Below are 12,627 nucleotides of genomic sequence, written 5' to 3'. Positions count from 1 at the left end.
ATGGAAAAACTATTCAAAGAGAGTTTTTTATATAGATTATATGTCTATATACTTTCTCTACTTAGATCAAGCTTTCTATTTGACTATACTAAGCCTCAATACAAGCAAAGGACTTATAGTGACAGTCTAAAGGGAAGCTTTTTATATAAGTTATTAAATAAGATTGACATGAAGATGTCTATCTTTTATAAAAAGCTTAACAAGGTTTATAGAGATAGCTTTATTTATGTTTTAGTAGATAAATTTAATAATTCATTTCATGAGTCAATCATTTACAAGGGCTTTATTAAGCTAACAGGTGTAAAATACTTTGGCTTTATTTTTGTCTTAGTATTAGTTTTTTATATATTTACTGACTACATTATCAGAAAAATTCCTGGACTTAGCTCATTTGCAAACTATTGGGATGAATTTTATTTCTTATTTATGATTTTTTATCTAGCAATGAGAAGAATGAACTCAAATGGCAGCATTAAGTATAATTTCACTCCATTTGGTTTTGTTCTAGCTATATATTTTATTCTAGGAATAATACATGTACTTGTAGTTCAACCAAACACTAAGATAGCTATAGAAGGCTTTAGAGCAATGTTTCAACATGTTTTGTGGTACTACATTTTTGCGCAATTCTTCACAAGTGAAGATATTGTCAAGACTGTGTCAAAATTTATATCGCATGGCGGATTTTTACTTGGTCTTCATGCCATATATCAATTTATATTTAAAGTGAAAATGCCAGGCAATTGGATAGACTCAAGCGAATCGATAAAGGTAAGAGCCTTTTCTATAGTTGGTTCGCCTAATATACTTGGTGTTATATTTGTATTAATTTTACCATTGGTAATATCATTATTTTTAATTGAAAAGAATAAAAAGCTTAAAGCAGTATATTTTATCGAGACTATGGTAATGCTTTTAGGTTTGTTATTAACATACTCAAGAGGAGCGTGGATAGCTTTTGCATTAGCTATGCTTGTATTCATTTTATTTACAAACGTTAGAGTATTAACTCCATTTGTAATACTTGGCTCTTTATTTATAGTCTCAGGAAATTCATTATCAACAAGACTTTTATATATGCTTACACCAGAATATATGTTTAAATCAGCTAGTGGCGGAAGAATCTATAGATGGACTATAGGTTTAAAAGTTTGGTCAAAGCATAAATTTTGGGGCGTTGGCCTTGGTAGATATGGCGGAGCAGTTGCTATAAACAATGATTTATCACCATTCTACTTAGATAATTATTATTTAAAGACCTTGGTTGAAACAGGTTACTATGGCGTATGCGCGATTGGCTTTATGATACTTGGATTTTTAATATCTACATTAAAAGTTGTATTCACTCAAAAGAATTTAGATAACAAAATATTAGCATGCGGACTATTTTGCGGCGCATTAGGTGTTTTAATACAAAATTCTGTAGAAAATATTTTTGAGTTCCCAGCTATGATTATATATTTTGTTATGTATGCAGCACTAATCATGGGATTAAGAAACAAAGGAATTGATTATGAAAGTACTTCATCTAATTAGTGGCGGAGATACTGGCGGAGCCAAGACTCACATCATAAATTTGCTTTGCGGTTTAAAAGATAAAGTTGATGTAAAATTAGTTTGCTTTATCAAAGGGCCCTTTGCTGATGATCTAAAAAAATACGGCATAGATGTAGAAGTTATCGAACAAAGAAGCAGATTTGATTTTTCTGTAGTTAATAAGCTTAAAGATCTCATTGAGAGTGAAGGTTTTGAGATAGTTCACTCACATGGTGCAAGAGCTAATCTTATAAGCTACTTTTTAAAGAAAAAGTTAATGCCAAGTTCATAACTACTGTTCACAGCGATTATTTATTAGATTTTAAAGATAATTTTTATAAAAATATAGTTTTTACTAATCTTAATAAGTTTGCCTTAAAAAGATTTGATAATTACATAGCTGTTTCTGATAGTTTCAAGGACATGCTTGTAAGTAGAGGCTTTGATAAGGATAAGATATTTACTATATACAATGGTATATTTTTAGAAGATAAAATAATAAAAGATAAAGAAAGCTATTTAAAAGAGAAAAATATTGATTACAAGGATAAGTTTATAGTTGGCATACTAGCTAGACTTGACAAAGTTAAAGACCATGAAACATTTCTAAGAGCGGCAAAAGAAGTGATTGATAAAGATAAATCTGTCATATTTTTACTTGCAGGCGATGGTCAAGATAAAGAGCATTTATTAAGCTTAAGAAAAGATTTAGGCTTAGAGCAAAATGTTTATTTCTTAGGCAACGAGACTCATCCATATGATTTTCTGAATGCGATTGATATAAACGTTTTATGCAGCTTAAGTGAATCATTTCCTTATGTCATAATGGAGGGTGGCTCACTTAAAAAAGCTACTATAGCGTCAAGAGTTGGCGGCATACCTAAGATAATTTTAGATGGCGAAACAGGAAAGCTATTTGAAAAGCAAGATTATAAGGCTCTTGCTGCAGATATACTTAAGCTAAAAAATAATGCTGATGAGCGTAAAAAACTTGGTGAAAATTTATATACTAGAATCATTGATAATTTCACTCATATAAAGATGGCTGAGAAGCACGTAGAAATTTATAAGAAGATTCTAGCAAAGCATGTTATTATGTCAGGCTACTTTGGTTTTTCAAACTCAGGCGATGATGCTATACTAAAGTCAATACTTGAGTCTTTTAAAGCCTTGGATCCAAATCTAAATATAAAAGTACTGTCAAAGGATCCAAGTCTAACTGAGAAGGAATATGGTGTTTCAGCTGTTGATAGATTTAAGCTCTTTGATGTAATTAAGAGCATTAAAGCGTCTGACATGCTTATAAGCGGCGGCGGAAGCCTCTTACAAGACAAGACAAGTTCCAGATCAATTTGGTACTATTTATTAATAATGAAGCTTGCTAAGCACTATAAGAAAAAAGTTTTTGTTTATTCGAATGGTGTTGGACCGATAAATAAAAAATTCAACAGAAATTTCACAAGAAGAGTACTTAATAAAGTAGATTATATCACGCTCAGAGATATTGATTCATATAATTTCATTAAATCAATTGGGGTCAATAATCAAAATGTAAAAGTTTTATCAGATCCAGTCTTTAATCTAAAAGAGGCAAGTGATGAAAGTATTCGTGAGAAATTTGATATAAATAAAGATACAGTTTTAGTTTCGGTTAGGTCATGGATGAATGACGAAAAACTTATAGATGAGCTAGTTAAATTTTTAAATTATCTTATTGATCAAGGAAAAAATATTGTTTTCATGCCAATGCAGATGCCAAGAGATACGACTATATCAGAAAAAATTGCAGCAAATTTAAAATCAAGCAAGATAATCGATGAAAAATATCCAGTTGAAATACTTATGAATCTTATGAAAAACGCTGATTTTATCGTTGCTATGAGACTACACGCTATGATATATGCAATTCATCAAAACTTGCCATTTATTGGACTTTCTTATGATCCAAAGACCGAGACGCTTCTAAAAGATTTTGATGAGAGCATAAATATTGACGTAGATGGTATTAATTATTATGATTTAATCAAGGCATATGAATACATTAGCAATAATAGAATAGATTTTATAAATAAATTAAGTTCTATTAATGAAGAAAATAAGAAAAAAGCAATAGAAGCAAGCAAGCTTGCACTAGAACTTTTAAAGGATGATGCTTATGGACATTAAAATTTTAGGTGTAAGAATAAATAATATTGACATGTCAGAAACCATTGCGAAGATTAATGAATTTTTTGATAATGATAAACTTAATTATATTTACACACCAAATCCAGAGATAGTTATGAGAGCTGGAAGAGATGATGAATTTAAAGAAATAATTAACTCAGCATCACTAAATTTATGCGATGGAATTGGTCTAATGATAGCATCAAAATTAAAGAAAAAGCCGCTAAAATCAAGAGTTACAGGCTATGACACATCTATCAAGATTTTGGAGCTAATGAACGAAAAAGGTCTCTCACTGTTTTTGTTAGGAGCTAAGCCTGGCATAGCTGAGAAAGCTATAGAGAAGATTAATCATGATTATCCAAACATAGTCGTAGCAGGCTATAACAACGGATATTTTAAAGGCAGTCACAATGGCAATTCATCTTGCGATGAAGAAGAAGCTTTGATAAAAAAGATAAATGATTCAAAGGCGGACGCCATCTTTGTAGGTATGGGAGCGGGCTATCAAGAAAAATTTATCTATTATAATAAAGACAAAATTAATTCAAGGCTTGCAATTGCTAATGGCGGTGTCATAGATGTATTAGCTGGCAATGTCAAGATAGCGCCAGCTTTTATAAGAAAGATAGGTATGGAATGGCTGTATAGACTCATAAAGGAACCTAAACGATTTAAAAGACAACTGGACATACCAAGATTTTTAATGAAGATAATTTTTACAAAAAACGCAGTAGAGTATATAAATTGAAATAGGAGGTTAATATGGACGTTAAACAAAAGGCAATAAATACTATTAGGGTATTATCGGCGGAAGCTATTGAAAAAGCTAATTCAGGCCATCCTGGTTTGCCACTAGGAGCAGCGCCAATGGCATTTACATTATTTAATGAGCACTTAAAGCACAATCCAAAGAATCCTGATTGGATAAACAGAGACAGATTCATCTTATCTGCAGGACATGGATCAATGCTTCTATACTCATTACTAAATTTATATGGCTATGGACTAAAGATTGAAGACTTAGAAAATTTCAGACAATTTGACTCACTTACACCAGGTCACCCTGAGTATATGCATACAAAGGGCGTTGAAGCAAGTACAGGACCACTTGGTCAAGGCATTGCTATGGGCGTTGGTATGGCTATGGCCGAAAAGCATTTAGCAGCAATTTTTAATAAAGATGACAATAAACTTATTGACCACATGACTTATATACTTTGCGGCGATGGCTGCTTACAAGAAGGTATTTCAAATGAAGCATCATCTTTAGCTGGAACACTTAAGCTAAATAAATTAGTTGTTTTATATGATTCAAATAACATTACTATAGAAGGCGATACAAAATTTGCTTTCACTGAAAATGTTAGAGCAAGATATGAAGCACTTGGCTGGAACACTCTATACGTTGAAGATGGTAATGATATCGAGGCTATATCGAAGGCTATAGCTGAAGCAAAGAAAAGCACTGATAAACCAACATTAATTGAGATTAAGACTAAGATTGGTTATGGTGCTACTGGCAAAGAAGGAAGCGCTGACGCTCACGGAGCACCTTTAGGAGCTGAATCACTTGCTGCACTTAGAAAAAATCTTGGATATGAAGAAGAAGGCTTCAATGTGAGCAAAGACGTTCTTGATTATATGAAAGAAAAGAGCGTAGAGCTAGAAAAATATGAAGAAGATTGGTACAAAAAATTAGAAGCATACAAAGCTAAATACAAAGCAGATTATGACAAGCTTATGAGCTTCTACGATAAAGAAGTAAGTGAAGAAGTACTAAAGGCTTGCACTGATATAGAACTAAAAGATGATGCATCAAGAAGCTCATCAGGCAAGGTTCTTAACAAGGTAAGTCACGTATTAGAAAATCTTATGGGCGGATCAGCTGACCTAGGTCCATCAAATAAATCAGTTATGAATGATGAAAAATTCTTCTCAAGCGAATGTCCAGAAGGAAGAAACATACACTTCGGTATCAGAGAGCACGCAATGGGAGCCATTGTTAACGGAATTTTACTTCATGGCGGACTAAGATCTTATGCAGCAACATTCTTAGTTTTCTCAGATTATATGAAGCCATCAATAAGACTTGCATCACTAATGAATTTACCTGCAATATATATATTAACTCATGACAGCATAGGCGTTGGCGAAGATGGACCAACTCATCAACCTATAGAGCACTTAGCAATGCTTAGGAGCATACCAAACATCAATGTAATTAGACCTGCTGACTCAAGAGAAGTTTGCTACGCTTGGCAAGCAGCTTTAATTAGCAAAAAAACACCAACATGCTTGATACTTTCAAGACAAGGATTAAAACTTCTTGATAATTCATCAGAAGAAGCTTTAAAAGGTGCTTATATAGTTCATAAAGAAGCAAAAGATGCAATTGACGCTATAATCATAGCAACAGGATCAGAAGTAGCTTTGTCAATAGAAGCAGCTAAGGATTTAGAAGCAAAAGGTAAGTCAATAAGAGTTGTTAGTATGCCATCACAAGAAATATTCTTAAATCAAGACAAAGAATATATCGAAAAGATACTTCCATCAAATGTTAAGAGAAGAGTATCAGTTGAAGCACTTTCAACAATGCCTTGGGGCAGATTTGTTGGTCTAGAAGGTACTGCAATTGGTATCGATAGATTTGGTTCATCAGCACCAGGAAAAGTCTTATTTGAAAAATACGGAATTACTAAAGAACACGTTGAAGAAGAAGTAAGCAAACTTATAGAAAAATAGTTAAAATTATAAAACCCTCTTTACTCATTACGAGTAGAGAGGGTATTTTTATGCGTAAAAAAAGCTCATACTGAATATATGAGCAATTTTATATTTATTATTCTTCTGAGAAATTATCAAAGTAACCCTTTATATATACAATAGGCGTGCCTTTATCACCACTACCGCTTGTTAAATCACATAGTGAGCCAATAAGGTCTGTTAATTGTCTTGGTGTTGTTCCTTGTGATTCCATTGAACCAACTAAGTTATTTCCTTTATTATGAATTTTTTCTTTTATAGCTTCTTCTAGCTTTTCGCCTTTAAGTCCAGCAAAACTATTGTCAGCGATGTACTTAAGTTTTAATTCGTTTGGTGTACCTTTTAAGCCATCAGTAAAGGCAGGGGATACAACAGGGTCTGCCAGTTCCCAGATTTTGCCGATAGGATCTTTGAATGCACCATCGCCATAAACAAGAACTTCAATCTTTTTGCCAGTTTTTTCTTTAATTTTTTCTTGTATAGCATATACGACATTGTCACAATCCCTTGGAAACAGCTTTATTTTGTTTTCAGTAGATTTGTTTGAACCAAGTAGACCATATTTTTCATTATATCCAGATCCATTGACAGGAGCATTCAAAATTTCTGATAGACAGAAAATCTTTTCAGCACCAGCATTTTTAAGTTTTTCTTTAGTTCTAATGCGAGTGTGTATGCTACAAACTAAGATATTTTTAGTATATTTTAGTACATTTCTTTCATTATTTCCGAAGAGCATAACTGCTTCTGCACCAGCTTCTTCAATAAGTTCTTTGTAATATTCAATGTAGTCAACTTTTGTAAATATATGTCTAGTATCAGGAAAGCATTTTTTAAACTCTTTTTCTTCGATTATTTCTCCATAAGGATTGATGTCAAAGTTATCAAGCTCATCTGGGTCACAAAGGTGGTTACCAACCTCATCGTGAGGGTAGCTTAATAAAACATATACTTTTTTAAAAGCTCTAGCAATACCTTTTAGGCAAATTGCAAATCTATTTCTGCTCATAATAGGGTGAATTAGAGCAACTTCATCACAGTTAAATTTATTTTTAACATCATTAGTTATATCATCAATTGTGGCAAAGTTATTCATTGACTTAGCAACTATAGATTCAGTTAAACCAACAACATCTCTATCATCGATTTTAAAGTTTCCAGCCTCACTAGCTTTTAATATAGTATCTACAGCGATGTCTACAATATTATCTTCTGCTGTAATTATAGGGCATCTTAAACCCATTACATTTGTACCAATATATCTTTTCATAATACTCTCCTTTGGAAATTTCTAATTTTTCTATCTGTTATAAGAACAGGAACCTTCATATCGAATCTACTAATAACAACTCTATATACATAAAGCTCTTCAAAATTTATAGCAACGATCTTAGTTCTTTTATCAAGAGAAGCTAGGAATCTGTCGTAGTAACCGCCGCCATAGCCCATCCTAAAGCCTCTGTGATCAAAGGCAACACCAGGAACTATAACTAAGTCGAGTTTTTTTCTATCGAAATTTTCTTTCTTCTCCGGTTCTAGTATACCATAAGTCGATGGTTTTAATTCATCAAAATTTGTAATTTCTTGTAAAAAAAGGCTTCTATCTTCTTTTATTGAAATAGGTAAGATAATTCTCTTGCCGCTACTAAGCGCTGTCTTTATAAAGTCATGAGTATTAACTTCAGTGCCAAAGCTTGCGAAAGCCATGATATTAGTAGCGTTTTTATATTCATGAGTCGCCATCAATTTATCAATAATTATCTTTGATTTATTAATTCTATCTGTTTCGGAGATATTGTTTCTTATCTCTAAGAGCTGAGATCTTAGTGTTTTCTTATTCAAAGAAATTCCCCCTTTATTTTTTATCTGTTTTGTATTATAATATATATGTATATTTTACCACAAAATGAATATAAATGACAAGAGGTGTTATTTTTTTGATTAGATTAGAAAACGTTAGTAAAAAGTATGGTGAAGTCCTTGCTCTAAACGATATAAACTTACATATAAAACCGGGTGAGTTTGTATTTTTAATAGGACCATCTGGAGCAGGTAAGTCAACTTTAACTAAATTAATATTAAAAGAGATTAGGCCCACAAGCGGCAAGATATATTTAAATAACGAAGATATTACAGATGTTAGCAATAGAAAGATACCTTATATCAGAAGATATATAGGCGTTGTTTTTCAAGATTTTAGACTTTTGCCTAATAAAACTGTTTATGAGAACGTTTCATTTGCTATGGAAATCATTGGCAAGAAACCTAGAGAGATTAGAAGAAGTGTGCCAATTATACTAAGCATGGTTGGCTTAAGTGATAAAGCAAAATCTTACCCTCATCAGTTATCTGGTGGAGAGTGCCAAAGGACAGCCATTGCTAGAGCCTTGGTTAATAAACCTGATGTTATCATCGCAGATGAACCAACAGGTAACCTTGACTCAGATACTGCATGGGAGATAATGAATCTATTGCAAGACATTAACAATAGAGGCACACCCATAGTCATGGCGACACATGCTAAAAACATAGTTGACGAGATGAAGAAAAGAGTAATCACTTTAAACCACGGAAGCGTTGTTAGTGATATGTATGAAGGTGGGTATTACTGTGAAATCTAGAGAATTGATAAATATTATAAAAGATGGTTTTAAAGGGATAGCAAGACACTTTAGCATGGCTTTTGCATCGATAATATCAATATTGTCGGTTTTATTAATACTTTCAACTGTATTAATAATAGTTTTAAGTGTAAATAAAGTTGTTGGCGATACTAAAGAAAAGATAAATGAAGTTAAGGTATTCTTACTAGATGGCGTTGATGATGCGGGAATTAAGGAACTTGAAGGCAAGATTAAGGATATAGACGGGGTAAAAAACGTAAAATTTATATCAAAAGATGAAGGCCTTGAAAGTATGTTTGAACAATGGGAGAACAAAAGCTATTTATTGGAGGAATACAAAGAAGATAATCCGCTTCCAAATGCTTTTAAAGTTAACGTTGAAGATATAGAAAAGATAAACGATGTTGCAGCTAATATAAAGCTCATACCAGGTGTTGAGGATGTAAGATTCTTATCTGAGGAAGTAGTTCATCTACTTAAAATATCTAAGTATATGCAAATAGGTGGCTTTGGTTTGATTGTAGCTTTGATATTTATATCAATATTTTTAATATCAAATACTATAAAATTATCAATTAGTTCAAGAAAGAAAGAAATTGAGATAATGAAATATGTTGGGGCTACAAATAGCTACATTACAGGCCCTTATGTTTTTGAAGGTATATTGATTGGCCTTATTGCAGCTGTACTAGCTATAATGGTAGTGAAATTTGGCTACTCATACATCTACGAATACATTGTAGTTTCAAATAGCAGCCTACTTAACGAGGCAATTGTAAGTCCAGAGAGTATATTAGATGACTTCAGCATAATATTTATTACATTAGCTGTAGGTATTGGTATGCTTGGCAGCATTGGTTCATTGAAGAAGTTATTGAAAGTATAGGTGATTTTTTGTTTAATAGAAAGAGATTTATTATTGTTTTATTGATCATAATTCTAAGCTTTCAAAGTGTTTTTGCAGCAGGAAAGCTAAAGAACAAAAAGAAAAATATTGACAAGAAGATAAAAGATACTAAAACTGAGATTAATATAAAACAAAAAGAGTCTACAAGCGTATATAACACCATATTAAAATATGGTAACAATATATCAATACTTAATACTAGCATTGTTAATCTTAATACTGCCATAATTGATACCGACAAAAAGATAGCTCAAAAAAGTTCTGAGCTTGAAGATGCTAAAGAAAGATTAAAAGAAAATGATTCTTTATTCAGAAAAAGACTTAGAAGCATGTATATGAACAGTGACGATAACTATGTTACAGTACTTCTTTCATCAAAATCTTTAGATGATTATTTGTCCAAGAAAAACATGGTTCAAAAGATGGCTAAGAGGGATAAGAAGCTTATAGAGAGCATAGAAGGCGAAGTTGACAACATTGTCAAGATAAAAACTACATTAGAAAATCTAAAAACGACTCAAGTTCAAAATAAAAATAAACTATCAAGTCAAAAAGATGAAGTTTCAAAATTAAAGATAGAACAAGAAAAACAATTTACTATATTAAAAAAATGATATAGAAAAAGCCAAGAAGAGTCTTGCAAAATTAGAAAGAGATTCTAGAAATCTTAGTGCACAAATACTTAAACTTCAATCAAGTACTAAGAAATTTGTAGGAGGTAAACTTGGCTGGCCACTACCAGGTTATACAAGAATCAGTTCTGGCTATGGCTATAGAACACATCCTATACTTAATATAAGAAGATTACACTCGGGTATAGATATACCTGCACCTACTGGAACAAATATTGTTGCTGCAGCAAGCGGTACGGTTATCTTCGCTGGCAAGTATGGTGGATATGGTAACTTAATCTTAGTTGACCACGGTGGAAAGATAGTTACAGGTTATGCGCATTGCTCAAGACTTTTAAAAAGCAAAGGAGCAAAAGTTACTAAGGGTCAAGCGATAGCAAAAGTTGGATCAACTGGATTTTCAACAGGAGCGCACTTGCACTTTGAAGTAAGAAAGAACGGTAATTTCACAAACCCTATTAATTGGGTTAAATAATGGAGGATACAATGAAATTAAAAAAGATACTAATAACGATATTGGTCTTAGCATTATTTTTAACTAGCAATGTTATTTCATATAACCTTGGTAATTCTAGCCAAAAACTTGCTGATAAGAAGATTATTGCAAAAAAAGATGATAATGAGAAGTCAAGTAAAAAAATTAATGATGAATACGTATTAGAAAGAATAAATGAAGTAAAGCGTATGATAGATAAAAACTACTATAAGAAAGCTGATGATTACGACGTTCTTATAGGTATGCTAAAAGGAGCTGTAAATAGCTTAAAAGATCCATACTCATACTATATGACTGAAGATGAATACAAAAAATTCAACGAAGAGACTGATGGAGAGTTTGCTGGACTTGGCATATACGTCAGCGGATCCATAGATGACAACTTAATCACAGTTGTTGCTCCAATGAAAGGCACTCCAGCAGATAGAGCAGGATTAAAAACTGATGATAAGATTATAAAGATTAATGGAAAAGATTTTACTGCTGATAAGATGGATGATGCTGTTAAGATTATGAGAGGGAAACCTGGCGAAAAGGTTAAAATAACAGTACTTAGAAGAGATGAGAATGGCAAAGCTAAATTTATTGACTTTGAAATAGTCAGAGAGATTATAAAAGTACAAACTGTCTCATCAAAGCTTTTAAAAGATAATATTGGCTATATAAGTATATCAGGTTTTGATACACCAACATATAATGATTTTGACAAGCAATACAAAGAGCTTAAAAAACAAGGCATGAAAAAACTTATACTTGATTTAAGAAATAATCCAGGAGGACTATTAACAACATCAACACAAGTAGTTAACACTTTTCTTGATGGTGGACTAATAATGTACACACTTGATAAGCAAAACAACAAGGAAACAATAAACGCAACTAAGGGCGCAGATGATATCAAGATAGCTGTTCTTGTCAACAAAGGCTCTGCATCAGCTTCAGAAATAGTTGCTGGGGCACTTAAAGACAGAAAGAGAGCTACTATAATCGGTACGCAAACATTTGGTAAAGGCATAGTTCAAACAGTTTTCAATATGCCGGATGGAGAAGGCTTAAAGCTAACAACAAGTGCATATTACACACCAAGTGGAGTTAATATACATGGCAAGGGCATAGCCCCAGATATTAAAGTAGAATTAAATAAAGAAGTAAAAACTATATCTATAGATAATCTTGCAAAAGATAATCAAATACAAAAAGCTATAGAAATATTAAATAAATAGGAGAGTTAAAATGGCAAAAGATTTTGAATACGAAATACTAGAACAATTAGGAGAATTTTCTAATAATGGCAGAGGCATGGTTAAAGAAGTGAATGTTATTTCATGGAACGGTGCTGACGGCAAAGTTGACATAAGAAACTGGAAAGAAGATCACAGCAGGATGGGAAAGGGTATATCGCTAACACACGCTGAAGCAAGAAAATTAAGAGATTTATTAAATGATATAGACTTAGGCTCAGATGATGAGTCTAGCGAAGACGAAGAAATATAAATTAAT

13 protein-coding genes are annotated in these 12,627 nt (G+C 32.3%); 11 read left to right on the top strand and 2 right to left on the bottom strand.

Annotated elements, in window-relative coordinates:
- From BN30_RS00690 to tkt, 5 genes are read left to right on the top strand one after another with little or no spacing between them, the layout of a single operon-like run.
- On the top strand, nucleotides 1-1,536 hold the full coding sequence (locus tag BN30_RS00690) for an O-antigen ligase family protein (RefSeq protein WP_034450083.1): 1,536 nt from the start codon (nucleotides 1-3) through the stop codon (nucleotides 1,534-1,536).
- Complete coding sequence (locus tag BN30_RS10200) at nucleotides 1,514-1,828, top strand: glycosyltransferase (RefSeq protein WP_019213604.1); 315 nt, start codon at nucleotides 1,514-1,516, stop codon at nucleotides 1,826-1,828. The genes BN30_RS00690 and BN30_RS10200 overlap by 23 nt, the downstream gene beginning before the upstream one ends.
- On the top strand, nucleotides 1,825-3,702 hold the full coding sequence (gene csaB / locus BN30_RS09770) for a polysaccharide pyruvyl transferase CsaB (protein ID WP_278244156.1): 1,878 nt from the start codon (nucleotides 1,825-1,827) through the stop codon (nucleotides 3,700-3,702). The genes BN30_RS10200 and csaB overlap by 4 nt, the downstream gene beginning before the upstream one ends.
- Entirely contained in the window at nucleotides 3,692-4,453 is a 762-nt protein-coding gene (locus BN30_RS00675) for a WecB/TagA/CpsF family glycosyltransferase (RefSeq protein WP_019213602.1), read from the top strand. The genes csaB and BN30_RS00675 overlap by 11 nt, the downstream gene beginning before the upstream one ends.
- A gap of 14 nt (nucleotides 4,454-4,467) precedes the next feature.
- Nucleotides 4,468-6,447, top strand: coding sequence for a transketolase (gene tkt, locus BN30_RS00670; protein WP_019213601.1), 1,980 nt, complete (start codon nucleotides 4,468-4,470; stop codon nucleotides 6,445-6,447).
- A 97-nt stretch (nucleotides 6,448-6,544) separates the two neighbouring features.
- On the opposite strand, the gene BN30_RS00665 is transcribed toward tkt, so the two are convergent.
- Nucleotides 6,545-7,738, bottom strand: a complete 1,194-nt coding sequence (locus tag BN30_RS00665; protein ID WP_019213600.1) for a coenzyme F420-0:L-glutamate ligase — start codon at nucleotides 7,736-7,738, stop codon at nucleotides 6,545-6,547.
- The gene (locus BN30_RS00660; protein WP_019213599.1) at nucleotides 7,735-8,310 is read right to left on the bottom strand and encodes a 5-formyltetrahydrofolate cyclo-ligase; all 576 of its coding nucleotides are present in this window, start codon (nucleotides 8,308-8,310) and stop codon (nucleotides 7,735-7,737) included. Before BN30_RS00660 ends, BN30_RS00665 begins: the two co-directional genes overlap by 4 nt.
- 95 nt (nucleotides 8,311-8,405) lie before the next feature.
- Between BN30_RS00660 and ftsE the strand changes: the two genes are divergently transcribed.
- From ftsE to BN30_RS00630, 6 genes are read left to right on the top strand one after another with little or no spacing between them, the layout of a single operon-like run.
- Nucleotides 8,406-9,089, top strand: coding sequence for a cell division ATP-binding protein FtsE (gene ftsE / locus BN30_RS00655; protein ID WP_019213598.1), 684 nt, complete (start codon nucleotides 8,406-8,408; stop codon nucleotides 9,087-9,089).
- The gene (ftsX, locus tag BN30_RS00650; protein ID WP_019213597.1) at nucleotides 9,079-9,978 is read left to right on the top strand and encodes a permease-like cell division protein FtsX; all 900 of its coding nucleotides are present in this window, start codon (nucleotides 9,079-9,081) and stop codon (nucleotides 9,976-9,978) included. The genes ftsE and ftsX overlap by 11 nt, the downstream gene beginning before the upstream one ends.
- A gap of 8 nt (nucleotides 9,979-9,986) precedes the next feature.
- The gene (locus tag BN30_RS00645; protein ID WP_019213596.1) at nucleotides 9,987-10,613 is read left to right on the top strand and encodes a coiled-coil domain-containing protein; all 627 of its coding nucleotides are present in this window, start codon (nucleotides 9,987-9,989) and stop codon (nucleotides 10,611-10,613) included.
- 1 nt (nucleotide 10,614) lies between these two features.
- Nucleotides 10,615-11,106, top strand: a complete 492-nt coding sequence (locus BN30_RS10520; RefSeq protein ID WP_084691346.1) for a M23 family metallopeptidase — start codon at nucleotides 10,615-10,617, stop codon at nucleotides 11,104-11,106.
- Between the two features lie 11 nt (nucleotides 11,107-11,117).
- Complete coding sequence (locus BN30_RS00635) at nucleotides 11,118-12,350, top strand: S41 family peptidase (RefSeq protein ID WP_019213595.1); 1,233 nt, start codon at nucleotides 11,118-11,120, stop codon at nucleotides 12,348-12,350.
- Between the two features lie 10 nt (nucleotides 12,351-12,360).
- On the top strand, nucleotides 12,361-12,621 hold the full coding sequence (locus tag BN30_RS00630) for a YdbC family protein (RefSeq protein WP_019213594.1): 261 nt from the start codon (nucleotides 12,361-12,363) through the stop codon (nucleotides 12,619-12,621).
- Nucleotides 12,622-12,627 lie beyond the last annotated feature (6 nt).

Origin of the sequence: Fenollaria massiliensis, assembly GCF_000312505.2 — a bacterium.
Lineage (GTDB): Bacteria > Bacillota > Clostridia > Tissierellales > Peptoniphilaceae > Fenollaria > Fenollaria massiliensis.
This window is presented reverse-complemented; position numbering and strand designations above follow the sequence as displayed.

Bases quoted from the DNA above. Each gene is read 5' to 3' on its own strand.
- BN30_RS00630 (WP_019213594.1), top strand. From the start codon at position 12,361: ATGGCAAAAGATTTTGAATACGAAATACTAGAACAATTAGGAGAATTT.
- BN30_RS00690 (WP_034450083.1), top strand. From the start codon at position 1: ATGGAAAAACTATTCAAAGAGAGTTTTTTATATAGATTATATGTCTAT.
- tkt (WP_019213601.1), top strand. From the start codon at position 4,468: ATGGACGTTAAACAAAAGGCAATAAATACTATTAGGGTATTATCGGCG.
- BN30_RS00675 (WP_019213602.1), top strand. From the start codon at position 3,692: ATGGACATTAAAATTTTAGGTGTAAGAATAAATAATATTGACATGTCA.
- BN30_RS00635 (WP_019213595.1), top strand. From the start codon at position 11,118: ATGAAATTAAAAAAGATACTAATAACGATATTGGTCTTAGCATTATTT.
- BN30_RS00665 (WP_019213600.1), bottom strand. From the start codon at position 7,738: ATGAAAAGATATATTGGTACAAATGTAATGGGTTTAAGATGCCCTATA.
- BN30_RS10200 (WP_019213604.1), top strand. From the start codon at position 1,514: ATGAAAGTACTTCATCTAATTAGTGGCGGAGATACTGGCGGAGCCAAG.